The following is a 24,449-nucleotide window of genomic DNA, read 5'->3' as shown; positions in this document are numbered from 1 at the left end:
TCGGGCCGATCTCGCGAGGAGAGAGCGTGCCCGACCGCCTTTCAGTGGTCATCGACGAAGCCTGCGCCGACCTGCCCAACGCGTCGGCCGAGGCGGTTCTGGCCGAGACCAAGCGCAACCTCTACGACGGCATCACCGACGCCGAGCTCGCGCTGGCGCCGATCATGGCCGCGCGCACGATGGTCGAGCACGACCCGGACTACTCCTACGTCAGCGCCAGGCTGCTGCTGGACAAGCTCCGCGCCGAGGCCTGCGGCATCCCCCTGTCGCACGCCGAGATGACCGAGCGCTACCCCGCGTACTTCGCGCAGTTCGTGCGCTACGGCATCGAGTTCGGCCAGCTCGACCCGCGCCTGGCCGACTTCGACCTGGCCCGCCTGGGCGCCGCCCTCGACGCGTCCCGCGACCTGAACTTCCAGTTCCTGGGCATGCAGACCCTGTACGACCGCTACTTCCTGCACCACGACGACCGCCGCTACGAGCTGCCGCAGGCGTTCTTCATGCGCGTGGCCATGGGCCTCGCCCTGCAGGAGGACGACCGCGACGCCCGCGCCATCGAGTTCTACGAGCTGCTCTCGTCGTTCGACTTCATGTGCTCGACGCCGACGCTGTTCAACTCGGGCACCACGCGCCCGCAGCTGTCGTCGTGCTTCCTCACCACGGTCGACGACGACCTGGCCGGGATCTTCCACGGCATCAGCAACAACGCGCTGCTCAGCAAGTTCGCCGGTGGGCTCGGCAACGACTGGACCCCGGTCCGCGGCATCGGTGCGCACATCAAGGGGACCAACGGGCGGTCGCAGGGGGTCGTGCCGTTCCTCAAGATCGCGAACGACACCGCGGTGGCCGTGAACCAGTGCTTCGCACCGGAGACCGGTGTCTACACCGCCGACGGCGCCAAGGCGATCAAGGACATCCGGGTCGGCGACCTGGTGCTCGGTGTCAGCGGCAACTACCGCGAGGTCACCGGCGTCATGCTCTACGACCAGGTCGACCCGATGGTCGAGGTCAAGGTCAAGCACTCCGTCGAGACGCTCAAGGTCACCGCGGGGCACCCGTTCTACGCCATCAAGGGCGTGCCGCTCGGCCAGGAGAACGCCCGCACCCTCAAGTGGCTCGCCAACGACAAGGTGCGCCCGGAGTGGGTGGACGCCGGTCAGCTGGAGAAGGGTGACTACGTCGCCCAGGTGATCCCCAAGGAGATCGTGCCCGTCCCCGGCCTCGGCGAGGACGACGCGCGGCTGTACGGGATCCTGCTGGGTGACGGGCACCTGTCGAAGGACGGCATGCAGTGGGGTGTCTCCGGCAACCCCGAGCTGGACGTGCACCTGGACTTCGTGCGTGAGTACCTGTCCACGCGCGGCATCCACTTCTGGGAGAGCGGGCGCGACGACACCTACCTCCAGATCCACTGGGCTTCTGGACGTGGCGTCCGGCGTGACGCCGAGACGGACCGCATCACCGGCGCGGGCGACCCCACGCTTCCGTTCACCCACGAGGATCTCTACGACGGCGACCGCAAGAAGCGGATCTCCCGGAGGTTCTCCCACCTTCCGCACGCGCAGACTCGGAAGTTGTTGCAGGGTCTGCTGGAGACCGATGGTGGCGTGTCCCGTGGTGTCGAGGTCTACTTCACCACGACGTCCTCCGCGCTCGCCGCAGGTGTCCGCTATCAGTTGCTGCGTCTCGGAGTTCCCTCCGCTGGGCAGTACCGCGAACGCGAGCAGAACCACACCGGCACCCGCTCGGACGGCACGGAGATCTCCTTCTCCGGCGTCGTGAAGGCGTTCGACATCAGGGTCCCCGCCGTCGAAGGCATCGCCGAGCTCGTCGGCTGCCGCCCGATCACCAAGCACAACTGGGTCGAGCACGCGGACATGGTGTTCTCGCGCGTCCGGGAGGTGCGGGAGACCGAGGTCGTCCCGGAGGTGTTCGACCTCAAGGTCGAGACCGACGAGTCCTACATGACCACCGCCGGCCTCGCCCACAACGGCGGCAAGCGCAAGGGCGCTGTCTGCGCCTACCTGGAGACCTGGCACATCGACGTCGAGGAGTTCCTCGACCTGCGCAAGAACACCGGCGACGAACGCCGCCGCACCCACGACATGAACACCGCGAACTGGGTGCCGGACGAGTTCGTGCGCCGGGTCCGCGCGAACGGCCAGTGGACGCTGTTCTCCCCCGACGAGGTGCCGGACCTGCACGACGCGTTCGGGGACGCGTTCGCGGAGAAGTACCGCGCGTACGAGGCGATGGCCGACAACGGCGAGATCAAGGTCTTCCGCCGTGTGCAGGCCGTTGACCTGTGGCGGCGCATGCTGACCATGCTGTTCGAGACCGGTCATCCGTGGATCACGTTCAAGGACCCGTGCAACCTGCGGTCGCCGCAGCAGCACAGCGGGGTCGTGCACTCGTCGAACCTGTGCACCGAGATCACGCTGAACACCACGATCGACGAGGTCGCGGTCTGCAACCTCGGCAGCGTCAACCTCGCGCAGCACGTCACGGCCGAGGGCATCGACCACGCGCGGCTCGAGAAGACCGTGCGCACCGCGGTCCGCATGCTCGACAACGTGATCGACGTGAACTACTACACGATCACCGAGGCGCGGAACTCGAACCTGAAGCACCGGCCGGTCGGCCTGGGGCTGATGGGGTTCCAGGACGCGCTGTTCGCGCTCGGCACGCCGATGGCGTCGAAGGAGGCCGTCGAGTTCGCCGACCGTTCCATGGAGGAGATCAGCTACTACGCGATCTCCGCGAGCGCCGAGCTGGCGCAGGAACGTGGTGCGTACCAGTCGTTCGAGGGGTCGTTGTGGTCGCGCGGCATCCTGCCGGTGGACTCGCTGGAGATCCTGGCCGCGACGCGCGCCGACGGTGAGCTGGAGGTCGACCGCTCGTCCACTCTGGACTGGGCGCCGGTCCGCGAACAGGTCAAGCGCGGCATGCGGAACTCGAACGTCATGGCGATCGCGCCGACCGCGACCATCGCGAACATCACCGGTGTGAACCAGTCGATCGAGCCCCTGTACCGCAACCTGTACGTGAAGTCGAACATGTCCGGCGACTTCACCGTGATCAACCCCGACCTGGTGCGCGCGCTCAAGCAGCGCAAGCTGTGGGACGAGCAGATGATCTCGGACCTGAAGCTGCACGACGGCAGCCTCGGCGCGATCGACCGGGTGCCGCCGTACCTGAAGGCCCTGTACGCCACCGCGTTCGAGGTCGACAGCTCGTGGCTGATCGAGGCTGGCTCGCGCCGGCAGAAGTGGATCGACCAGGCGCAGTCGCTGAACCTGTACCTGGCGGCGCCGAGCGGGCGCAAGCTCGACGAGCTCTACCAGCTGGCGTGGTTGCGCGGTCTGAAGACCACGTACTACCTGCGCACGCAGAGCGCCACGCACGTGGAGAAGTCCACGTTGCAGGGCACCGACGGCAAGCTCAACGCCGTCTCGCCCGTGTCCGTTGACCCTAACTGCTCCATCACCGACCCCGACTGCGAGGCGTGCCAGTAATGACCGAGAACCTGATCGACGTCGGTGCCGCCCGCGTCTCCGTCGACGACAAGGCGATGATCAACTGCCGCGCCGACGTCAACCAGCTGCTGCCGCTCAAGTACCACTGGGCGTGGGACAAGTACCTGGCCGGCTGCAACAACGCGTGGATGCCGACCGAGGTGTCCATGCAGGCGGACATCGGCCTGTGGAAGTCGAAGGACGGGCTGACCGACGACGAGCGCCTGATGATCAAGCGCAACCTCGGCTTCTTCGCCACGTCGGAGTCGTTGGTGGCCAACAACATCGTGCTCGCGGTGTACCGGCACCTGACGAACCCCGAGTGCCGCCAGTACCTGCTGCGCCAGGCCTTCGAGGAGGCCGTGCACACCCACACGTTCCAGTACATCTGCGAGTCGCTCGGTCTCGACGACGGCGAGCTGTTCAACATGTACCGCGAGATCCCGTCCATCACGGACAAGGCGGCGTGGGCGCTGCAGTTCACCCAGCACCTCGAGAACCCGGAGTTCAAGACCGGCACGCCGGAGATGGACCAGGCGTTCCTCAAGGACCTCATCGCGTTCTACGTGGTCTTCGAGGGCATGTGGTTCTACACCGGGTTCGCGCAGATCCTGTCGCTGGGCCGCCGCAACAAGATGGTCGGCATCGCCGAGCAGTACCAGTACATCCTGCGCGACGAGTCGATCCACCTGAACTTCGGCATCGACGCGATCAACCAGATCAAGATCGAGAACCCGCACCTGTGGGACGAGGTGTTCCAGAAGGAGGTGCGGACCATGCTCGCCGAGGGCTGCGAGCTGGAGATCGCGTACGGCCGCGACACCATGCCGAACGGCATCCTGGGCCTCAACGCCGAGCTGTGCGAGCAGTACATGCGGTTCATCACGAACCGCCGCTGCGTGCAGCTCGGCCTGGAGCCGGTGTGGGAGCCGACGGAGAACCCGTTCCCGTGGATGTCGGAGATGATGGATCTGAAGAAGGAGAAGAACTTCTTCGAGACCCGTGTCATCGAGTACCAGAACGGTGGCTCACTGGAGTGGTGACAGCACCGCGGCCTTTGGGAGCCCGGCCCGGTCCGCCACCGGCCACGCCAGCGGATCGGGCCCGAGCTTCACGAGCTGCGCGACCTGCAGCCGCGACCACGGCGAGATCTCGCGCGTGCCGTCGAGGACCCCGGCGGCGAAGTCGGCCCACGCCACCCGTTCGGTCGAGTCGACCTCGTCGGGGTTCGGGTCCGGCTCGTCGTCGGAGAGCACGCGGAACACCGGGCACATCTCGTTCTCGACGACACCGTCCATCTCGGCGCGGTAGCGGAAGGCGGGCAGGAGCAGCTCGGGTTCGGAGACCTTCATGCCGAGCTCGTCGCGCAGGCGGCGGAGCACGGCCTGGGCCATGTCCTCCTCCGGCAGCGGGTGGCCGCAGCAGGTGTTGGTCCACAGGCCGGGGAAGGTCCTCTTGTGCAGCGCGCGGCGGGTGAGGATCGTGTTGCCGGCCGAGTCGAAGACGTAGCTGGAGAACGCCAGGTGCAGCGGTGTGCTCGCGTGGTGCACCACTGCCTTGTCCTCGACGCCGATGGCCGAACCGTCCTCGGCCAGGAGGACCACCTGTTCCACAGTCACGGGCACCACGTAATCACACGCGGGCCAAGATCGGGAACCACGCGGACGAGTGAGCTTGAGCGTAGAGATAGCCGGACCATAGGTGTCGCAGGTCACCCTGGGGGCATGACTTCCCCGTTCGCTCAGGCTCACACCATGTTCCTGGTGCTGGTCAGCCCGGCGGGCCAGTACTCGATCTGGCCCGCGGTGCTGCAGGTACCCGCAGGGTGGCAGGTCGTCCACGGAGTCGCCTGCCGCCAGTCCTGCGAGGACTACGTCCAGGCTCTCCGCGGCGACCTTCCCCTGGCTGCCTAGCAGGTCAGCCGCGCGTCGCCCCACACAGCGTGGTCGAGGCCCGTGCCGTCACCGCCGTCGGTCACGCGCAGCGTCAACGCTTTCACCCCACCGACATCAACGCTGACGGGCAGCGCCGGGTCGACGGACCGGCGCAGCGGGCTCGCGTGCAGCACGCGGCCGTCGCCCAGCACCTCGAACGTCACCGTGCCGCCGCCGGCCGCGCGGTCCACCCTGCCGTCGACCTCGTCGTCGACGCCGACCGTCGCGTCGAACCGGGAGCACGTGCCGAGTTCGAAGGGGACATCCGCGGGTGTCGTCCCGATGCCCTTGCCGAACCGCACTCCGCCGGTGGTCAACGTCCTGCCCTCGACGGAGAGGTCGGTGCCGGCGACGTACGAGACCCCGGCGGGCAGGGGTTTCCAGACGTGGGCGCGCGTCGCCTTCTCGGCCTCCACACCGGAGAACCGCGCCACCAACGGCACGTCCGTCAGTCCCACAACAGGATTCGCGCCGACCCGCACGGTCCACCGGCCGGTCAACGACTCCCCCGGCGCGACCCGGAAAGCCGACAGCGCGGACGAAACAGTCCACCCGGACGGCACGCGCGGCGCGAAGGTCACGCCGTACAAGGGCCGGTCCGAGGTGTTGGTGACCGTGCCGCTCATCTCGAACGACTGTCCCGGCTGCACGGACACCTGTGCAGGCGTGACAGCAACGGAAGTCGACGGCACGCCACCGGTGGGCCGTGCGCAGGTGTCGCGCGAAGGACGGCAGACCAGCGCGACGAACCCGCCGTCGCGAGCCACCGGGATCGTCAGCTTCGCCGAGCTCACCACGCTTTCCTTGACCAGCCCGGCAGTTCCGTCGCGCACGACCTCGACCAGCCACCGGCCGGCTCCCAGGGCGGGCAGGTCCAGCACGCGGGCCTCCCCCGCCACCGCCCCGCCGACGAACCACCGGTCACCCGAACGCCGTGCCATCACCACGCTCTCGCCCGGCTGCCCGGACAGCAACCGGGTCTCGTCCCACGCCGCCGGCGCCTGCTCCAGGAACCAGCGCGCGAGCGGACGGGCGTCGTAGGAGTCCGGGCGCCCGGCCAGGTTCTGCACGCCCGACTCGTACAGCACAGACAACGCCAGCTCGGAGCCGTCGGTGTTGGCACGGGTGCGGTGGAAACCGCCGGGCGTGTAGTCCATTCCTCCCACGACGTTGCGGGTGAACGGCAACGCGGTCAGGTGGGAGGTGGTGAGACCGCTGGACTTCTCCGCGCCGTGCACGGCCTCGGTCGTCATGACGTGCGGCCAGGTGCGGTGGATGCCGTGCGGCAGCGTGGCTCCGTGGAAGTTGACCAGGAAGTGCAGGCGGGCGGTCTCGGGCAGGATCTCGTCGTACCAGCGGTAGCGCTCCTGGCCGTCGGAGTCCATGAAGTCGATCTTCAGGCCCCGCACTCCCCAGCGGTGCAGCCACGGCAGGTAGTCCGCGCGCTTCTCGGGAGTGTCGACGCTGCTGAACCGCACCCACGTGTGGATGCCGACGCCCCGCGCCGACGCGTACCGGACGAGCTCCGGGATGAAGCTGGTCTGACGCCAGTTCGGGTCGTCGTACCACCCGGCGTCGACCACGACGTACGGCCAGCCGCGCGCGGCCGCGTAGTCCACGAACTCCTTCTGCCGCACCAGGTCCTGCTGCACGGAACGGCCACCGGCGAGCCACGACCACACCGCGGGGCCGGGTTTGATCCACGACGTGTCGCGCACTCGGGAAGGCGGCGCGAGGTCGTCCACCAGCGTCGACTCGACCACCGTGGCCAACGAGCCCACGATCATCGTGCGCCACGGCGTCTTCAGCGCACCGGACACCGCGACGACCGGGTCCCACAGCTTGACCTGGTACCGGCCGCCACCGGCGTGCACGAGACGTCCGCCGGAGTACCGTCCGTCCACATCGGACTCGGTGATCAACGCGTAGGAGCCGCCGACCTGGAACAGCGCCGGATGCATGTACTCGGCCTGCTCGGCGCCCCCTGCGGTCGTCCGCAGGAACGGGTTCTCGTAGTCCCGCCGGTACTTCGCGAGCCACGCCACCGAATCCTCCGGCAGCACAAAGGCGGAGGCCTCACCGGTCACCGCGCCGACACCAGAAGGCAACTCGTAGCGGTACGCGACACCGTCAGGAGATTCGCGCACGACAAGGCGGAGAACACCACCAGCGGACGTGAACCGATAGGTCGTCTCGGTGGCGCGCACGACCCGGTCCCGCTTCTTGCCGGACGTCGTGCGGTAGCGCTCGAAGATCGCCCGGCGTGACTTGCCGGTCAGGGAAAGTCCTGTGGAGAAGTCGGCGCGCTCGGTCGTGATCCCGACCGGCGACGGCCGCAGAACGGTCCTGCCCCGATGCGTCACCGCCAGGGTGACGGCGCCGCCGGAGACGGCCACGACGGCCCGAGGTCCCTCAACACCCGCCTGTGCGGGCGGCACGACCAGCCCCAACGCCAGCGCGACCACAGCAAGCGCACTCACCGCCACGGACACTCCCCTCGTGAACCGGGGCGGCGGTCACCGGAGGTACATCCCTCGACCCGGACGCTATGCCGGGCATTTCGTCCGAGTCAAGGGATGTAACAACCATGACAACTATTGACTAGCAGTGCTCAGAGCAGGGTGATGTGCCCGTGCGAAGAGGCGCCACCGTGCTCGTTGTTGCCCGCGTACGAGGCCGTGAAGCCCTGCAGCAGGGTGGACAGGCCGACCAGCAACGGCACGTTCGCGTCGCAGGTGGCCTTGCCGGACGAGCCGGTCGTCGCGGTGCAGAGCGGGCTGCCCTTCACCGTGCGGAAGACGACCGTCTGGCCGGCGATCGGCGCCCCGGTGTGCTTGTCGGTCAGCGTCGCGTCGAGCGAGCGGACCGTGAACCCGAGGAGCCGCAACTGCAGCTGGGCGGAGCCGGACACGAGCTTCGACGCGGCGGGTGGCACGAAGTTGATCGCGACGCCCACCGGGCGCTGGCCCACGGCGATGGTGCTGGTGACCGTGTTGGACGCCGTGTCGATGACCGACACCGAGTTGCTGTTGTAGTTCGTGACGTACGCCGAGGCACCGTCCGGCGTGAGGGCCACGCTGATCGGGCGGTCGCCGACGAAGATCTTCTGCAGTTCCGTCATCGACGTGAGGTCGACGACGGACACCGAGTCGAACTCGCTGTTCGTCACGTACGCGCGGGTTCCGTTGGGCGTCAGCGCGATGCCGTGCGGCGTGAAGCCGACGGCCGCGGTGCCGACGACGGTGCGCGAGGCCACGTCGATGGCGGAGACGCTGTCCGAACCCTTGTTCACCACGTACATCCGCGTGCCGTCCGCCGACGCCGCGATGGCGGTCGCCGCGTTGCCGACGGCGATCGTGGCGACGACGGTGTTGGACGTCGTGTCGATGACCGAGACCTTGCCCGGACCGGGAAGGTCGTGCGTGACGTAGACGGACTTGCCGTCCTTCGTGACGACGACGCCGTCGGCGTTCGAGCCGACCGTGACGGTCGCGGTGACCGTCAGCGTGGCCGTGTCGACCACGGACACCGTGCCGTCCCCGTAGTTGGTGACGTAGACGAAGCCGCCACCGGGGGCGACCGCGACGCCCGCCGGGTGGGACCCGACGGGAATGGACTTGTCGACCGTGTTGGTCGGCGTGTCGATGACTGTCAGCGTGTTCTGCGCGGAGTTCGTCACGTAGCCGCGCGTCCCGTCGAACGCGACCGCTGCCATGTAAGGCGAGTTTCCGTTGCTGTCAGCGATCGTCGTGGACACCGCGTTCGTGGCCGTGTCGATCACCGACACCCCGCCGCCGTTGTTGGCGACGTATCCGAGCACCCGGCCGGCGGGAGCCGCCGAGGCCGGGGTCACCACCAGTGCCGTGGTGACGGCAGCAGCCATCACCAGTGGACGCAACCGCATTTTCATTGCCTCCTGCGCGAGTCATCCCGACCCTTCAGGACATCGCGACCGGATGAGCGGACGTTAGCCTCTTCTCGAACCAGTGGTCGGAGTACTCGGCTGCGTTGTACGGAGCAATCTCCACGAACCCGTGCTTGGCGTACAGCGTCCGCGCCTCCACGAGATCTTTGCGCGTGTCGAGCCGCAACGTCGTGATGCCGCGCTTGATCGCTTCGGCCTCCATCGCCACGAGCAACGCCGACGCGGCACCCTGTCCGCGGAACTGCGTGCGCACGAACATCCGCGTCAGCTCACCGACACCGTTGTCCAGGAAGCGCATGCCCAGACAGCCGACATCGTTGCCATCGCGCGCCACGACGAGGAACACCGGCACGTCGTGGTCCTGCTCGTCGCGCTCGTAGGCGTCGATCTCGGCGTCGTTCGTCGGCCGCCCCCAGTAGCGGCTGATCATCTCGGCGTTGTACTCGCGGTTGAGCGGCGAACGCGCGGCGTCGGTGGCCGTCACGGTCCAGTTGGTCATGGGACCATCATCGAAAGCCCGTCCACTGTGATTCAGATCACTGCAACACCCGTGCCGCGAGAAGCCAACTGGGGGCGTGATGTTCGCGGAGCTGTTCGACGAGCACGCCCATCCGCTGCACCGATATCTGGCGCGGCGGGTGGGCGTCGACGTGGCTGACGACCTGGTCAGCGAGACTTTCCTCGCCGCCATGCGCGGCGAGGAGGGCTACGACCCGGAGAGGGGCAGTGTCGTCGGCTGGCTGTACGGCATCGCGACGAACCTGTTGCGCGGCCACGCCAAACGCGAGACCCGCCTGTTGCGCACCGCCGAACGGTACGGCGTCGACCTGGCTGTGGCCGAGTCGCTGGAGCACACGGTGGTCACCCGCATCGACTCCCGCGCGCACCTGCGCCGCATCGCCCGCGAGCTGGGCCGGATGTCCCAGCCCGACCGCGACCTGGTGCTGCTCGTGTCGCTGGCCGGCCTGTCCGTGCAGGAGGCGGCGGAAGCCCTCGACCTCAACCCCGGCACCGCCCGGTCCCGTCTGCACCGCCTGCGCGCGAAGCTGAAGGAAGTGGAACATGCGTGACGTGCTGGACGACGACCTCGCCGAGCTGTACGCGGTGCGCGGCGGAGACGACGCGCGGCTGGCCCGGTTGCGCGAGCAGCTCTTCGCCGAGAAGCCGCAACGCCGTTCGCGGCGCTGGGTGGGCATCGCGGCCGCGGCCGTCGCGGTGGTGATGATCACCGGGCTGGTGGTGCTGCTGCGGCCGGTCTCCCGGGACGCGCCCGCGACCATGCCGGTGAAGCCCGCGGCCTCCTTGGCGGAGGCCGCGACGCTGCTGGAGGTGGCGGAGCAGCCGACCAGGAGGTACCGGCACGTCAAGTACCAGCTCTGGCAGCTCGTCACCCACGCGGAGGGGCCGTTCGACGCGACCTCGGTCAAGTACGAGTACGACGTGTGGCTGCCCACCGCACCGGGCGAGATGGTGGTGATCTACCGCAGGTTCACCGGCGAGCACCGGGCGGTCACCGGTCCGCAGCGACCGATCGAGGACATCGAGGAGCGGTCCAGCGGCACGATCCTGTGGAACTCGTTCTGCGCGGCCACGCCGTGCCAGGAGGAGACCATCTCGAAGCCGTTGCCCGTCGACGACAGGGACAAGCTGGAGGCAGCGGCGCAGGCGATGCTCTCGCCGTTCACCACCACCGAGGAGAAGGCCGGGCTCTACCGCAGGCTCGCCGAAGGCCCCGCGATCCGCTGGGACAACGGGAAGGTGTTCGCCGAAGGCAGCCGGTGGGTGTTCAGGGTCGATCCCGCCACGGGTGAGGTGACCGGCATGGACGTGGTCGCACCGGTCGACACCAGGCTGCCCGACGGCACGCTGGCGTTGAGCGTCACGGTCACCTACGAGTGGACCGATCAGCGCCCGTCGTAGGACCGCGGCAGGTACCAGGCCAGGGCGGCGCGCAGCTCGGCGACATCGCGCTCGCGCCGCCGCCTGGTGCGCTCGTGGGCGATCGGGAACACCCGCACGCCGCCGTGGTGCGCGCCGAAGAACCGGCGCGGTGCCGGGTCCTTCAGCCAGACGACGACCCACGGCCGTTTCTTGTGCGGCACGACGCGCACCCGCGCGAGCTCGTACCACCAGTACTGGTGGAACTTGCCGTTGCGCGTCGTGGCGATGCCCTCGCGGCTGATCTCGATGACGACCTTGCGGCGGGCGGCGGCGCTGAAGTACCGCACCGCGCGCACGACGAGCACGCAGAACGCGGCCAGGGCCAGCAGCTGCGTGGCGCCGTTGGCCTGCGCGGCCGGGTCGGCGATCGCGGCGGCGAGCAGGGCCACGGCGAGGTTCAGCCCGCCCCACGCCATCGGCACGAACCGCGACGTCGAGAACGTCGCCGCGGCGGGTGTCATCGGCGCGGGCATCTTGCTGGTCGGCGCCTTCGGCGTCACGACCTGGGAGAGCAGGCGCGTCACCTCGGCCGGCTCCGGGCGCTTGGCAGGGTCGCGGTGCATGCACTTCTGCACCAGCGGCCGCAGCGGCTTGGGCACACCGTCGATGTCCGGCTCGCCGTGCGCGGCCTTGTAGAGCAGCGTGGCCGTCGGGCCCTCGCCGAACGGGCCCTTGCCCGTCGCCGCGTAGACCAGCACGGCGCCGAGGGCGAACACGTCGCTCGGGGAGGCGACCTCCTGGCCGGTGATCTGCTCCGGAGAGAGGAAGCCGGGCGTGCCGAAGACCATGCCGGTCTCGGTCAGCGCGGTGTGCTCCATCGCGCGCGAGATGCCGAAGTCGATGACGCGGGGTCCGTCGGCGCCCAGCAGCACGTTGGACGGCTTGAGGTCGCGGTGGACCAGGCCTGCCCGGTGGATCGCGGTGAGCGCCTCGGCCAGACCTTCGGCGAGGCGTCTCAAATGGTGCTCCGGCAACGGACCGTGCCGTTCGATGGCCTCCTGCAGCGTCGGGCCGGGCACGTACTCCGTGGCCATCCACGGCCGGGGCGCGCGCGTGTCGGCGTCCACCACGGCCGCCGTGCCGGCGCTGCCGACCGCACGGGCCATCTGCACCTCGCGGCGGAAGCGCTCGCGGAAGCGCGGGTCGTCGGCGAGCTCGGCGCGGGCGACCTTGACCGCCACCTGGCGTCCGTCGCTGCCTTGTCCCAGGTAGACCGTTCCCATGGCACCACGACCAAGCCTGCCCAAGAGCAGGTAGTCCCCAATGCGTTGTGGTTGGTCCACCTTCACCGGATCGAGGGTAGCGGGAACTCGGGCCGAAACCTCACATCTGAGTAGATCTACGTATCGTTGTCACCCATGGGTCGGACCCGCTTGTACCGCAACGGCGAACTCGTGGACAGGGACTTCCCCCTCACGAAGGTCGCGGAGCATCTCGAAGATCACTCCGCCGTCGTGTGGTTCGACCTGTGCGCGCCGGCCGACGACGAGATAGGTCTGCTGCGCGACGAACTGGGGTTGCACGAGCTCGCGATCGAGGACGCGTTCTCCGAGCGGCAGCGTCCCAAGGTCGACCGCTACCCCTCCCACCTGTTCCTGAGCGTCTACGCGGTCCGGTACGAGAAACACGAGATCAAGACGTGCGAGGTCGACGTCTTCGTGACCGAGAACGCCCTCGTGACGGTGCGCGAGAGCGAGGACTACGGCCTGGACGGCGTGCAGCGGCGGTGGGACAGCGCGCCGACGCTGGCGTCGAGCGGGGTCGGGTTCCTGCTGCACGGCCTGCTCGACGACGTGGTGGACGGCCACTACGCGGCGGCGCAGAAGCTCGACGACGACATCGAGGCCCTCGAGGACCGCATCTACGAGGAGAAGCCGCACGTCGGGCGCAAGGCGCTGCAGCTGCGGCGGGCGTTGGTGCAGCTCAGGCGTGCCGCGCTGCCGATGAGGGAGGTGCTGGGGTCGCTGCTGCACCGCGAGCACGGCGTCGTGGACGACGCGATGATGCCGTACTACCTGGACGTGAAGGACCACGCGCTGTTCACGGCCGAGCTGACCGAGTCGATGCGGGAGCTGATCACGAACCTGCGCGAGGCCGAGGTCGCCGTGCAGGGCAACCGGCTCAACTCGATCATGAAGAAGGTCACCAGCTGGGCCGCGATCATCGCCGTGCCGACGGCGATTTCGGGCTACTACGGCATGAACGTCCCTTACCCCGGCTTTGAGCAGAAATGGGGTGTTTGGGTGTCCACGCTGGGTATCTTCGGCCTCTCCTACTTCCTGTACCTGATGTTCAAGCGCCGCGATTGGTTGTGAGCCTGTGAAGATCCACCTGACCCGCCGCGACGAGCTCGCGATCATCACGATCGACGCGCCGCCGCTCAACCTGTACGCCCTCGACCTCGACGCCGAGTTCCACGAGGCCCTGGACGAGCTGGGGGACGCGCGGGCGTTGCTGGTCAACGCCACGGGCCGGGTCGTGTCGGGTGGCGTGGACGTGTCGCTGTTCGCCGCGCAGGAGTACCGCGACGAGGCGCAGCAGCTGTTCGACCGCATGCTCCTCCTGCCGCAACGCATCGCCGCGCTGCCGATCCCGACCGTGTTCGCCGCGCACGCGCTGTGCCTGACCTGGGCTTTCGAGCTGGCGGTCGCGTGCGACCTGATCCTCGCGTCCTCGTCGGCCCGGTTCGGGCTGGTGGAGAAGGTCGTGGGCCTGACGCCGACGATGGGCGGCACCCAGCGGCTAGCGGCGCGGGCGGGCGTGGCGCGCGCGAAGGAGTTCGTGATGACGGGCGACCTTTACGACGCCGCCACGCTCGAACGGTGGAATGTCGTTAACCGGGTGTTCCCCGACGAGGGTTTCGCAATGGCCACCGAGCAGTTCGCGCTGGGTCTCGCCACCGGTCCGACGCAGGCACATTTTGCGACCAAACAGGTGCTCGCACATTTCGAGAACGGTGGCGTCCCGGAGGCCGACGCACACGTCACGACGATCGCCTCGGCGTTGTTCGAGACCGAGGACCTGCCACGCGCTGTGCACAGCTTCCTCACGGACGGTCCCGGCCGCGCGACATTCACGGGTCGTTGATCTCACACATCAAAGAATCATATGGCACGGTGATTGAACCGTGATCTACCTGCTCACACGGATGGAGCATTCCCCACCAGGCGGAAGATGATGTTGCGGCGCAAGGAGATCCGCTTGACTCCTCCCGTTCTGCCGTGCAGTGTGCTGACCGTTCAACGGCCCCGTACGAACTCCGTCGCACGAGTTTTGTACAAATTCCGCAACGGCCGACGACACAATCAGCGAGTTCACGGTCCCCCGTCGTGAGCGCGCGTGGAGGTAGAACCAGCCGTGAGACTGAGATTGGCCGTACTGCTGACCGGTGGTGTCATCGCGTTGGCCGCCTGTACCCCGACCAAGGCGGCCCAACCGACACCCGTCGCGGACAGCGCCAGCGCCACCTCGACCAGCACTGCCAGCAGTAGCTCCGCCGCCCCGAGCAGCAGCTCGGCGGCACCCAGCAGCTCGACGACGAAGACCGCCACCAACGGCCCCGTGAAGCCCCCGCCGAACACCCCCGCACCGGCAGGCTCCCCCGGCTGGAAGCTCACCCAGGCCAACACGGGCCTCGCGGCCCACGGCCTGAACTGCGACTCGCTGCCGCTCTACACCGGCCCCGGCGCCCCCGCGGCCGGCACCGTGATCTCCGGCAAGCGCGTCGAACAGGCCCTCACCCTGTTCGCGGGCAACATCACCATCGAGAAGTCGTGCATCCGCCCGAAGAACCTCGGTGAGACCGCCCCGCTGATCACGACGAACGGCCCCTGCGGCAGCAACTCCTGCCAGGTCACCGGCGCCCCGGTGACCATCCGCGACTCGAACATCGACGGCTCGGCCCTCTCGGCCAAGACCATCGCGGGCTCCTGCGCGTTCCTCGGCGTCGGCACCCTGCAGCGCAACTACATCAGCGGCATGGGCTCGGGCATCTGCTTCTACAACACCGGCAGCACCCTGAGCGGCCTCGCAGAGGGCAACTACGTCCGCGGCCTGCGCTCGGACGGCGACTCGCACAACGACGGCGCCACGGTCCGCGACTTCCCGCTCGACAAGAACGCGGGCCGGACCCTGACGTTCCGCAACAACCGCATCGACTGCTCCACCGGCAACGACACCGGCGCGCTGTTCATCCAGACCTACGGCGGCGACATCGACAACGTCACCGTCGAGGGCAACCTCCTGGAGGGCGGCGGCTACCAGCTCGGCCTCGAGTCGGGCTTCGACAACCTGTACGGCCGCAACATGAAGTCCATCAACAACCGCTTCACCGGGACCGGGTGGGGTGCGGCCTACGTGAGCCAGAAGGGCGCGAACTACAAGTGGGCGGTGTGGCAGGACAACTTCCTGCACGACCCCAACGCGCCGGACGCCAAGGGCAAGCCCGCGGGCACTCCGTAGTCCCGTGACCGCCTGCGCCGCCGAGCCCCCGCCGGCGCAGGCGGCGCGTGGGCTCGGTCAGGCGGTGCCGGAACGGCGCTCGGCCTCCGCGAGGCGTTCCTCGAGGGCCCGGATGCGGTCGTAGAGATCGACCAGGGTCACGCCGTCGGCCACAACGCCGGGGCGCTGCCAATGCCTGCGCACGAAGTCCTCCCGGCTCTCCTGCGGCGACTGCTGGAACCCGGCGAAAGGCGAAGCACCGGGTGCCGTGTCCGACGTGCGTGCGCCCAGCGCGCCGAACAAGGACTTCTGCAGCTTCATGAAGGCCATCCCGACGAGCACGATCACCACGACAGCGGTGACGGGTATCAGCCAACCCCAAGCGTCCGACATGAGAACCCCCTGATCCTTGGACAGCGGAGATCGACTTTACCGGCCGCGGCACCCGCTCAGCCGTTGTCGCGGAACCTCAGCCACCTCCCGCTGAGCGAGTCCCAGATCTCCTGGTACCGCTCGAACATCTCCCGAACCCGCTCGACATCCACCTCCGCGGCCGGAGTGGACGCCACGTAGTAGGCGAGATCATCCTCCAGCCGGTGGAACTTGTAGCTGGCCTCCTCCATCAACACCCACAGCGAGCGCCAAGCGAAGAACGGCTCCAAAGCGGACACCACGGTCACCACCGCCACCAGCGAGAACGCCGTGCCTGTCCAGGGGTCCAGGTTCTGCAGGCCGAGAATGATCGTCGACACCGCCGAAAGCACCAAAGTGGTCAGTCGGACAGTTACGGACTTCCACCTGAACCGCTGCTTGCGGGAACGGGCGTACGCATGTCCGCGTTCGATCTGTCCTAAGAGATGCTGGGCGAGTTCGTGCGGCTTCAGGCCGGACGGCAAGTCGGTCACCGGCAAGACAATAGTTTCGAGGTAACTTCCCCGCGTGCAGTTCGATGGACCGAGAACCTTGCTGGCCGTTCACGCTCACCCCGACGACGAGTCGCGGTCGACCGGAGGGGTCCTGGCCCACTACGCGCGCCAGGGTGTCCGGATCGTCCTCGTCACCTGTACCGGTGGCGAGCTGGGTGACATGCCCGGCGGTGCCAAGCCCGGCGAGCTGAACCACCACCCGCAGGCGGTGGCGGCGCGCAGACGGTCCCAGCTCAACGCCGCGTGCGATGTGCTCGGCATCACAGACCTGGAACTGTTGGGGTACCACGACTCCGGCGAGACGGGCGAGGTGCCGCCTGGCGGGTTCTGCTCGATTCCCGTCGAGACGGCGGCGGGGCGGGTGGCCGCGCTGATCGAGCACTTCCGGCCGCAGGTGGTCGTCACGCACGACCACCACAACCCGCACCAGCACCGCGACCACGTCCACGCGGCACGGGTGGCGCAGCACGCGGTCAAGGAGACCGGGATCCCGGCGAAGCTCTACCTGGAAGCCCACGACAGTCTTGCCACCACCACGATCGACACGTCCGGTGTCGCCGACGTGAAGCGCAAGGCGTTGCACTGCTACGAAAGCCAGTCGCTGATCGGGAAGCTGACGGCGCAGCAGCGGTTCGCGGCCGAGTCCTACATCCGCGCGATCGACACGACCGGGGCGACGCTGCCGGAGACCGACCTGTTCGCCGGCATCACGAACCACGGGCCGGATCTGCCCCGGTGGTAACGCAAGGGGCGTTCGCCCTGAGGACGAACGCCCCTGCAAAAACCTAGAGCGGGAGTGCGGACAGCAGGCTGCTCGCGAGGTCGCTCGCCTGGGCCAGCAGAGAAGAAGCCTGGTGCACGAGACCGCTGACCATGTCCATGATTCCAGCCACGGCGAGAACCTCCCCGACGAACCCGGCGGGCCAGTCCCACCGGGTGTTGCCGGGAATCAAAGCGCTAGCACAACAAGCGCGCCCGCCCTGTCACACCATTGAGCTAAATGGACAGTCTCAAAAGGACTAGCGGCCGAGTGACGTGCACGTCAGGCCGGCCCGGCGGATGACGTCCGGGTCCAGCAGGTTCCGCGTGTCGACGACGACGGGCTGACGCACGGTCTCGGCCAGGCGCGCCCAGTCCAGGGACCTGAACTCCGGCCACTCGGTCAGCACGACCAGGGCGTCGACGTCCTTCGCCGCCACGTACGGATCGTCCACAACGGACACCGGACCGAGGTCCGTGCCTCCGGCCAGGGCAGGGTCGTAGCCGACGAGCTCCGCGCCCGCCTGCTTCAGCAACGCCGCCACGGCCAGGGCCGGCGAGTCGCGCAGGTCGTCGGTGCCCGCCTTGAACGTCAGGCCCAGCAGGCCCAGGCGCACGTGGGACAGCGAGCCGCCGCGCTTGCCGGTGACGGCCAGGCGGACCTTCTCGACCATCCGCTGACGCTGGCGCTCGTTGGTGTCGATCGTGGCGCGCAGCAGGCGGAACTCGAAGTCGGCGGCGTCCGCGACCTGGAGCATCGCGTGCGTGTCCTTGGGCAGGCACGAGCCGCCCCAGCCGGGGCCGGGGTTGAGGAACGCCTGACCGATGCGCTTGTCGTAGCCCATGCCCTCGGTGACGTCGGTGATGTTCGCGCCGAGGCGCTCGCACAGCTCCGCGACCGCGTTGACGTACGAGAGCTTCATCGCGAGGAAGCAGTTCGCCGCGTACTTGACCATCTCGGCCGAGGCCGCGTCGGTCAGCACCGTCGGCGCGCCCAGGCGGGCGTACAGGGCCGCCACGCGCTCGGCGGCGTCCTGCTGGTCGCAGCCGACGACGATGCGGTCCGGGTTCAGGAAGTCGTGCACGGCCGAGCCCTCGCGCAGGAACTCGGGGTTCGAGACGACGGCGACGTCGTCACGGCGCAGCAGCTCTGCGGTGCGGATCGACGTGCCGACCGGCACCGTGGACTTGTTGACGATCACGGTCCCGGACGGCAGCAGGTCGCGCGTCTCGTCCACAACGGACTCGACGGCCGCGAGGTCCGCGATGCCGCCGACACCCATGGGCGTCGGCACGCACAGGAACACGACCTCGGCGTCGGCCACCGCGGCCGACGCACCCAGGACGAAAGACAGGCGGCCGGAGGCCAGACCCTCGGCGACGAGCTCGGCGAGGCGCGGTTCGAGGATGTCGACCTCACCGCGCGAGAGCCGCTCGACCTTCGAGGCGTCGACGTCCGCGCACACCACGCGGTGGCCCAGCGAGGCGAGGCACGCGCCGGTGGTCAGACCGACGTAGCCGGTGCCGACGACAGCGATCCTTCTGACGAACATCATTCTCCCGTTCGGGTCACGGCGAACGCGCGGAGCACGGCGTCGTCGCTCACGTCGATCATCTTGTTGCCCCACTGGTCGACACCGGCACCGAGCTCGGGCCTGCCGTCGGGGAACGGGCCGCGCGAGGCGAAGCCGGTGAGCCCGTCGAACACACCCACGTAGTTCTCGGCCTGAGGACGCCAGTCGAGCACGGCCTCACAGCGGCGACGGCCCTCGAAGCCGAGGCGCGCACGGCGTTCCGCGTCGTCGAGCAGGTCGAGCAGCGACGTCGTGAAGCCCTCGACGTCACCCGGTTCGACCAGCACGGCGCACTCGCCGGCGGACACCACGGTCTCCTGCAACCGGTAGGTCACGACCGGCAACGCGTAGGCCATGTACTCCATGGTCTTGTTCATAGTGGACACGTCGTTCAAAGGCGACAACGGATCCGGGCCCAGTCCGACGGACGAGGTCGACAGGTAACGGGTGATCTGTTCGGGCCCAACCCGTCCGGTGAACTCGACGTACGGATCGAGCCCCCAGGCCGTGGCCTGCTTCTTCAGGTCTTCGAGGCAGTCGCCGAACCCCAGCAGGGCGAACCTGACATCGGTGCGCCCGCGGTCGAAAACAACTCTGCGTGCGACTTCCAGGACGCCGTCGACGCCGTCCTGCGGTCCCATGATTCCGAGATAGGCCACCAAGTGTTTGCCGCCGCGTCGGAGTTCGTCCACGCCCTCGACAGGCCGCATCACGGTGGTGTCCGGGCCGGAGCGCACGACGGTGGTGTGCTCGGGCTTCACATCACCGCGCGTCCACGCGATCTTCTGGTACGAGGTGTTGGTCGACGTCACCCGGTCGGCCGTGCGGAACGTCCGGCGCTCCAGCCACTTCAGGATCCGGTACTGAAGCTTGCCCGCGAACCCCTTGGGCTCACCGAAGCGGGACAGGAACACCTCGGGGTTGAGGTCGTGGTGGTCGAAGACGAACTTCACGCCGCCGAGCCGCCACAGCAACGCCAAGGCCCAGTAAGTGTCTGGCGGGTTGCACGCCTGCATGACGTCGAACCGCCTGCGGGCACGCACCTTCACGCTCAGCAACGCGGTGCGCACCCAGCAGTACAGGAACTCCCACGCGTAACCCAGCGCACCTTCGGCCTGGGGCGGCGGAGCGTACTTGTAGATGTGCACTCCGTCGAGGAGTTGGTAGGCGGGATCACCCGGACCCTTGGGGCAGATCACCGAAACCTCGTACCCGGCGTTGGTGAGGGCACGGCATTCCAGCCACACCCGGCGGTCCAGCGGTACGGGGAGGTTCTGCACGATGATCAACACGTGAGGCGATGACGTCACGCTCTGGTTCTCGTTTCTGAGGGCAAAACGGTTACACATGGCGCGAATGCGGCGGTGTGTCCGTCGGCGTTCGCCCCGCATTTCGTCGTTCAGACGGGTGCATCGTGGTGCCGGCCCCGCGTCCTCATATCGGGCATATGGGGGCGCGGGGCCGGCATCACGAGGTGCCCTGCTGAGCGATGAAAGGCGCGGTGAAGGCCGACGGACACGCCGCCACGTAACGGAGGTTGCAAAGCACTCGATGTAGCGCGCAGAGGCCCAAATGCGAGGAGCGGTTGTGGAGCGGTCACCTGTCGCGGTGGTCATCGTCACTTACCAGAGCGAACAGGTCATCGCCGGATGCCTGGACTCGTTGCCGGACGACGTGAGGGTGATCGTCGTCGACAACGCCTCCACCGACGGAACTGTGGCGGCCGCCACTCGACCCGGCGTGGAAATCCTGCGCAGTCCGGTGAACGGCGGATACGCCGCCGGGGTGAATTTGGGGATCAAAGCCGCGGAAGGCCACGACGTACTGATCCTCAACGCCGACATCCGGTTGCACCCGGGAGCCGTGGAATCACTCCGCGCCGCGGGCAAACCGATCGTCGTACCGCGGCTCGTGGACGAATCGGGCGCGCTGTCGCACTCGCTGCGCCGCAAGCCCCGAGCCGCGGGAGCCCTCGCGGAGGCCGTGATCGGCGGCACCAGGGCCGGGCGGATCGGCCTGGGCGAGACCGTCACGGACGACAAGGCCTACCAGGGCGCACACCACGCCGACTGGGCGACGGGCTGCGCGTGGCTGGTCCAGCGCGAGGTCATCGAGAAGCACGGCCTTTTGGACGAACGGTACTTCCTCTATTCGGAGGAGACCGAGTACATGCTGCGCGCCGGCGGCGTCTGGTTCGAGCCGCGCGCGACGGTCACCCACATCGGCGGCGAGGTCTCCACGAACGCCCGCCTGTGGTCGATGCTCACCTCGAACAAGGTCCGCCTGCACCGCGAGCTGCACGGACGTTTCGCCGCACTCCTCATGTGGCTCGCCATGGTCGTTAACGAAGGGCTTCGCGCACGTTCGCCGAAGCACCGCACCGCGTTGAAGGGGCTTTTCCGCATGCGCCGCTGGCCGGAGGAAGTGGCCTCAGAGGGCCCCAGCTACCTGTGCTTCTCCGCACAGGACTGGTGGTACCACAACCGCGCCCACTCGGACTTCCAGCTCCTGCGCCGCGTCGCGAAGCACCGCAAGGTCCTGCTGGTCAACAGCATCGGCCTGCGGATGCCGTCGCCCGGCAAGAGCACGCAGTTCCTGCGCCGGATCTTCCGCAAGGCCAAGAGCGTCGCGATGCTCGTGCGGCAGCCGATCCCCGAGACGCCGAACTTCTACGTGATGACGCCCGCTCCCCTGCCGTTCTACGGCAAGCCGTGGCTGCGCAAGCTGAACTCGGTGCTCGTCCGCACGCAGGTGAGAGCGGTCTGCTTCTTCCTGCGGATGGGCACGCCCGTCGTGGTCGCCACGATCCCGACCGCGTGGGACGTCGTGCGGCCCATGAAGACCAAGGGCCTGATCTTCAACCGCTCCGACCGGCACTCGGCGTTCCCCGAAGCCGACCAGGGCACCATCGCCGCGCTGGAGAACCAGCTGCTGTCCAATTCGGACTCGGTCCTCTACGTGTCCAGGGCCCTGCAGGAAGAAGAGTCGAAGCTGACCGGCGACCGGGCGCACTTCCTCGACCACGGCGTCGACGTCGACCACTTCACCCGCCGCACCGAACTGCCCGCGGACATCGCGAGCGTGCCCGGCCCGCGCATCGGGTTCTTCGGCAGCCTCGACGACTACCTGGTGGACTTCGACCTGATCGAGAAGGTCGCGCAGGAGTTCCCCGACGCGTCGGTCGTGCTGATCGGCGACGCGACCTGCTCGATGGAGCGCTACGACTCCTACCCCAACGTGCACTGGCTGGACTTCCGGTCCTACGACCAGATCCCCGGCTACGGCTCGGGCTTCGACGTGGCGCTGATGCCGTGGCTGGACAACGACTGGATCAAGCACGCGAACCCGATCAAGATGAAGGAGTACCTGGCCCTGGGCCTGGCCGTCGTGTCGACGGACTTCCCCGAGGTCGAGCGCTACGGCGACGTCATCCGGATCGCCAAGGGCGAGGCCGACTTCATCGACCAGATCCGGCTCACGCTCAAGGACGGCGGCCTGAAGACCCCGGCCGAACGCCGCGCGGCCGTGCTGACCTCCTCCTGGGACTCCCGCGCCCGTGAGCTCATGCAGATCTCTGAAAAATCTTCTTCTGGGGAGCGCTAGACGTGTGCGGCATCGCAGGCATCAGGCGGTTCGACGGCGCACCCGTCGACCGTGAGCTGCTCGCCGAGATGGCGAAGCGGCTGCACCACCGCGGTCCCGACGACAGCGGGTTCTGGTCGGACGGCCCGATCGGCTTCGCTCACACCCGGCTGTCGATCATCGACCTGGCCGGGTCGCCGCAGCCGATGGCGGGAGCGTCCGGCACCACGCAGATCGCGTTCAACGGCGAGATCCTGAACTACCGGCAGCTACGCGAAGAGCTCAGCTACCCGTTCCGCACGAACGGCGACACCGAGGTCCTGCTGGCGCTGTACGAACAGCACGGGCCATCCGCGGTCGCCAAGCTGCGCGGCCAGTTCGCCTACGCGATCCACGACGCCCACACCGGCGAGACGCACCTGTTCCGCGACCGGCTCGGCATCCTGCCGCTCTACTACTACGCGGACTCGAAGATGTTCGCGTTCGCGTCCGAGATCAAGGCGTTGCTGCCCGCGATCGGGGCCGCCGAGGTCGACACCGAGTCGCTGCACGACTACCTGGCGCACCGGTCCGTCCCGGCGCCCCACACGCTCGTCCGAGGCGTCCACAAGGTGCCGCAGGGCCACCACCTGGTCGTCACCGCGAAGGGCGAGGTGCGCACCGAGGCGTACTGGGAGCTGCCGCGCGAGTCCGAGATCCGTCAGGTCACGCCCGAGGAGGCGGTCCGGCTCGTCGACGAGGCGCTCACCGCGTCCGTGCGCGACGCCCTGGTCGCGGACGTGCCGGTCGGTGCCTACCTGTCCGGCGGCGTCGACTCGTCGCTCATCACGGCCCTGGTGGCCCGCGAGCGCAACGGCGCCGAGCTGCACACGTTCTCCGCCGGCTTCGGCGACCCGCGCGTGGACGAGATCCACCACGCCGAGAAGGTCGCGAAGCTCGTCGGCAGCCACCACCACAACGTGATCGTCACGGCCGACGACTTCCGCGACAGCTGGGCCAAGCTCTCCTGGCACCGCGACGCGCCGCTGTCAGAACCCGCCGACGTGGCCGTGTTCCGCCTGGCGGAGCTCGCCCGCAGGGACGTGAAGGTCGTGCTGTCCGGCGAGGGTAGCGACGAGCTGTTCGGCGGCTACCCGAAGTACCGCTTCGCCCAGGCCACCCGCCTGGCCGGTGCCGCGCCCTCGTTCGCGCTCAAGCGCCTGGAGAAGGCCCTGCCCGCCTCCAAGGCACGGCTGGGCGTCGCTCTGCGGGCGATCTCCGAACCGTCCTACGCCGAACGCATGCGCGGCTGGTTCGCGCCCTTCACGGTGTCCGAACGGGCAACGCTGCTGGGCGGCCCCGCCACCCGGTCCGTGCTGGCCCCGTACGAGAACGGGCGCGGGGACGCGTTGCGGCGCATGCTCTACGCCGACTCGCACACCTGGCTCGCCGACAACCTCCTCGAACGCGGCGACCGCATGTCGATGGCCGCCTCGCTGGAACTGCGGCCGCCGTTCCTCGACCACCGCGTCGCCGAGCTGGCGTTCTCGTTGCCCAGCAACGTGAAGGTGCGCGGCGGCACGACGAAGTGGGTCGTGAAGGAGGTGGCGCGCCAGCACCTGCCGGCCGACATCGTCGACCGGCCGAAGTCGGGCTTCAAGGTGCCGCTCGACGCCTGGTTCCGCGACGGCCTGCGCGACATGGCCTACGACCTGCTGACAGGGCCCACGTCGTTCGTGGGCAAGACCTTCGACCGGGCGGCAGTGCGCTCGTTGCTCGACGACCACGATTCCGGTGACCGCAACGAGCAGCCGCGCATCTGGACGCTGCTGTCGCTTGAAGTGTGGCACCAAACGCTCAGCTGGTAGGACGGT

21 protein-coding genes are annotated in these 24,449 nt (G+C 68.4%); 11 read left to right on the top strand and 10 right to left on the bottom strand.

Annotated elements, in window-relative coordinates; genetic code table 11:
- Positions 1-26 precede the first annotated feature (26 nt).
- The gene (locus ACSHWB_RS28445; RefSeq protein ID WP_439656352.1) at positions 27-3,515 is read left to right on the top strand and encodes a ribonucleoside-diphosphate reductase subunit alpha; all 3,489 of its coding nucleotides are present in this window, start codon (positions 27-29) and stop codon (positions 3,513-3,515) included.
- Complete coding sequence (locus ACSHWB_RS28440; protein ID WP_439656351.1) at positions 3,515-4,558, top strand: ribonucleotide-diphosphate reductase subunit beta; 1,044 nt, start codon at positions 3,515-3,517, stop codon at positions 4,556-4,558. Before ACSHWB_RS28445 ends, ACSHWB_RS28440 begins: the two co-directional genes overlap by 1 nt.
- Here ACSHWB_RS28440 and idi read toward each other — a convergent pair.
- A complete protein-coding gene (idi, locus tag ACSHWB_RS28435) occupies positions 4,544-5,128 on the bottom strand; it encodes an isopentenyl-diphosphate Delta-isomerase (protein WP_439664680.1) in 585 nt (194 codons plus the stop codon). The two genes, ACSHWB_RS28440 and idi, sit on opposite strands and share 15 nt — an antisense overlap.
- A 111-nt stretch (positions 5,129-5,239) precedes the next feature.
- Here idi and ACSHWB_RS28430 point away from each other — a divergent pair, with 111 nt between their 5' ends.
- Positions 5,240-5,428, top strand: a complete 189-nt coding sequence (locus ACSHWB_RS28430; RefSeq protein ID WP_439656350.1) for an MbtH family protein — start codon at positions 5,240-5,242, stop codon at positions 5,426-5,428.
- Here the strand turns inward: ACSHWB_RS28430 and ACSHWB_RS28425 are convergent.
- From ACSHWB_RS28425 to ACSHWB_RS28415, 3 genes are all read right to left on the bottom strand, one after another.
- The gene (locus tag ACSHWB_RS28425) at positions 5,425-7,929 is read right to left on the bottom strand and encodes a glycoside hydrolase family 97 catalytic domain-containing protein (protein ID WP_439656349.1); all 2,505 of its coding nucleotides are present in this window, start codon (positions 7,927-7,929) and stop codon (positions 5,425-5,427) included. The two genes, ACSHWB_RS28430 and ACSHWB_RS28425, sit on opposite strands and share 4 nt — an antisense overlap.
- A 131-nt stretch (positions 7,930-8,060) precedes the next feature.
- Complete coding sequence (locus tag ACSHWB_RS28420; protein WP_439656348.1) at positions 8,061-9,353, bottom strand: beta-propeller fold lactonase family protein; 1,293 nt, start codon at positions 9,351-9,353, stop codon at positions 8,061-8,063.
- A gap of 34 nt (positions 9,354-9,387) precedes the next feature.
- Positions 9,388-9,873 carry a GNAT family N-acetyltransferase gene (locus tag ACSHWB_RS28415; protein WP_439656347.1) on the bottom strand — a complete coding sequence of 162 codons (486 nt, stop codon included), beginning with the start codon at positions 9,871-9,873 and terminating at the stop codon, positions 9,388-9,390.
- A 79-nt stretch (positions 9,874-9,952) separates the two neighbouring features.
- Between ACSHWB_RS28415 and ACSHWB_RS28410 the strand changes: the two genes are divergently transcribed.
- Together ACSHWB_RS28410 and ACSHWB_RS28405 are read left to right on the top strand one after the other, a co-directional pair.
- Positions 9,953-10,444: an RNA polymerase sigma factor gene (locus ACSHWB_RS28410; protein WP_439664679.1), complete on the top strand. Its 492-nt coding sequence runs from the start codon at positions 9,953-9,955 to the stop codon at positions 10,442-10,444.
- The gene (locus ACSHWB_RS28405) at positions 10,437-11,294 is read left to right on the top strand and encodes a hypothetical protein (RefSeq protein WP_439656346.1); all 858 of its coding nucleotides are present in this window, start codon (positions 10,437-10,439) and stop codon (positions 11,292-11,294) included. The genes ACSHWB_RS28410 and ACSHWB_RS28405 overlap by 8 nt, the downstream gene beginning before the upstream one ends.
- On the opposite strand, the gene ACSHWB_RS28400 is transcribed toward ACSHWB_RS28405, so the two are convergent.
- The gene (locus tag ACSHWB_RS28400; RefSeq protein ID WP_439664678.1) at positions 11,279-12,598 is read right to left on the bottom strand and encodes a serine/threonine-protein kinase; all 1,320 of its coding nucleotides are present in this window, start codon (positions 12,596-12,598) and stop codon (positions 11,279-11,281) included. The two genes, ACSHWB_RS28405 and ACSHWB_RS28400, sit on opposite strands and share 16 nt — an antisense overlap.
- Before the next feature lie 75 nt (positions 12,599-12,673).
- On the opposite strand from ACSHWB_RS28400, the gene ACSHWB_RS28395 reads away from it, so the two are divergent.
- Positions 12,674-13,630 carry a magnesium transporter CorA family protein gene (locus ACSHWB_RS28395; RefSeq protein WP_439656345.1) on the top strand — a complete coding sequence of 319 codons (957 nt, stop codon included), beginning with the start codon at positions 12,674-12,676 and terminating at the stop codon, positions 13,628-13,630.
- A 4-nt stretch (positions 13,631-13,634) separates the two neighbouring features.
- On the top strand, positions 13,635-14,402 hold the full coding sequence (locus ACSHWB_RS28390; protein ID WP_439656344.1) for an enoyl-CoA hydratase/isomerase family protein: 768 nt from the start codon (positions 13,635-13,637) through the stop codon (positions 14,400-14,402).
- A gap of 227 nt (positions 14,403-14,629) precedes the next feature.
- On the opposite strand, the gene ACSHWB_RS28385 is transcribed toward ACSHWB_RS28390, so the two are convergent.
- The gene (locus ACSHWB_RS28385; protein WP_439656343.1) at positions 14,630-14,896 is read right to left on the bottom strand and encodes a hypothetical protein; all 267 of its coding nucleotides are present in this window, start codon (positions 14,894-14,896) and stop codon (positions 14,630-14,632) included.
- Here ACSHWB_RS28385 and ACSHWB_RS28380 point away from each other — a divergent pair.
- Positions 14,877-15,776: a hypothetical protein gene (locus tag ACSHWB_RS28380; protein ID WP_439656342.1), complete on the top strand. Its 900-nt coding sequence runs from the start codon at positions 14,877-14,879 to the stop codon at positions 15,774-15,776. The genes ACSHWB_RS28385 and ACSHWB_RS28380 overlap by 20 nt on opposite strands.
- A 57-nt stretch (positions 15,777-15,833) precedes the next feature.
- Here the strand turns inward: ACSHWB_RS28380 and ACSHWB_RS28375 are convergent, their stop codons facing one another.
- On the bottom strand, positions 15,834-16,148 hold the full coding sequence (locus ACSHWB_RS28375; protein ID WP_439656341.1) for a hypothetical protein: 315 nt from the start codon (positions 16,146-16,148) through the stop codon (positions 15,834-15,836).
- Positions 16,149-16,204: 56 nt separating this feature from the next.
- Positions 16,205-16,660, bottom strand: a complete 456-nt coding sequence (locus ACSHWB_RS28370) for an SLATT domain-containing protein (protein ID WP_439656340.1) — start codon at positions 16,658-16,660, stop codon at positions 16,205-16,207.
- A gap of 34 nt (positions 16,661-16,694) precedes the next feature.
- On the opposite strand from ACSHWB_RS28370, the gene ACSHWB_RS28365 reads away from it, so the two are divergent.
- Positions 16,695-17,423: a PIG-L deacetylase family protein gene (locus ACSHWB_RS28365; protein WP_439656339.1), complete on the top strand. Its 729-nt coding sequence runs from the start codon at positions 16,695-16,697 to the stop codon at positions 17,421-17,423.
- 277 nt (positions 17,424-17,700) lie between these two features.
- Here ACSHWB_RS28365 and ACSHWB_RS28360 read toward each other — a convergent pair whose 3' ends face one another.
- Together ACSHWB_RS28360 and ACSHWB_RS28355 are read right to left on the bottom strand one after the other, a co-directional pair.
- Positions 17,701-18,993 (bottom strand): UDP-glucose dehydrogenase family protein, encoded by a 1,293-nt coding sequence (locus tag ACSHWB_RS28360; RefSeq protein ID WP_439664677.1) that lies wholly within the window; start codon positions 18,991-18,993, stop codon positions 17,701-17,703.
- Positions 18,993-20,324, bottom strand: a complete 1,332-nt coding sequence (locus ACSHWB_RS28355; RefSeq protein ID WP_439656338.1) for a glycosyltransferase family 4 protein — start codon at positions 20,322-20,324, stop codon at positions 18,993-18,995. The genes ACSHWB_RS28360 and ACSHWB_RS28355 overlap by 1 nt, the downstream gene beginning before the upstream one ends.
- 277 nt (positions 20,325-20,601) lie before the next feature.
- Here ACSHWB_RS28355 and ACSHWB_RS28350 point away from each other — a divergent pair, with 277 nt between their 5' ends.
- On the top strand, positions 20,602-22,617 hold the full coding sequence (locus ACSHWB_RS28350) for a glycosyltransferase (RefSeq protein WP_439656337.1): 2,016 nt from the start codon (positions 20,602-20,604) through the stop codon (positions 22,615-22,617).
- A gap of 2 nt (positions 22,618-22,619) precedes the next feature.
- The gene (asnB, locus tag ACSHWB_RS28345; RefSeq protein WP_439656336.1) at positions 22,620-24,443 is read left to right on the top strand and encodes an asparagine synthase (glutamine-hydrolyzing); all 1,824 of its coding nucleotides are present in this window, start codon (positions 22,620-22,622) and stop codon (positions 24,441-24,443) included.
- Positions 24,444-24,449: the final 6 nt, after the last annotated feature.

The sequence above is a fragment of the Lentzea sp. HUAS TT2 genome (assembly GCF_051853195.1).
Taxonomy (GTDB): Bacteria; Actinomycetota; Actinomycetes; order Mycobacteriales; family Pseudonocardiaceae; genus Lentzea.
Note: the sequence above shows the minus strand (reverse complement) of the source record. Positions and strands in the feature narration are given on the sequence as shown.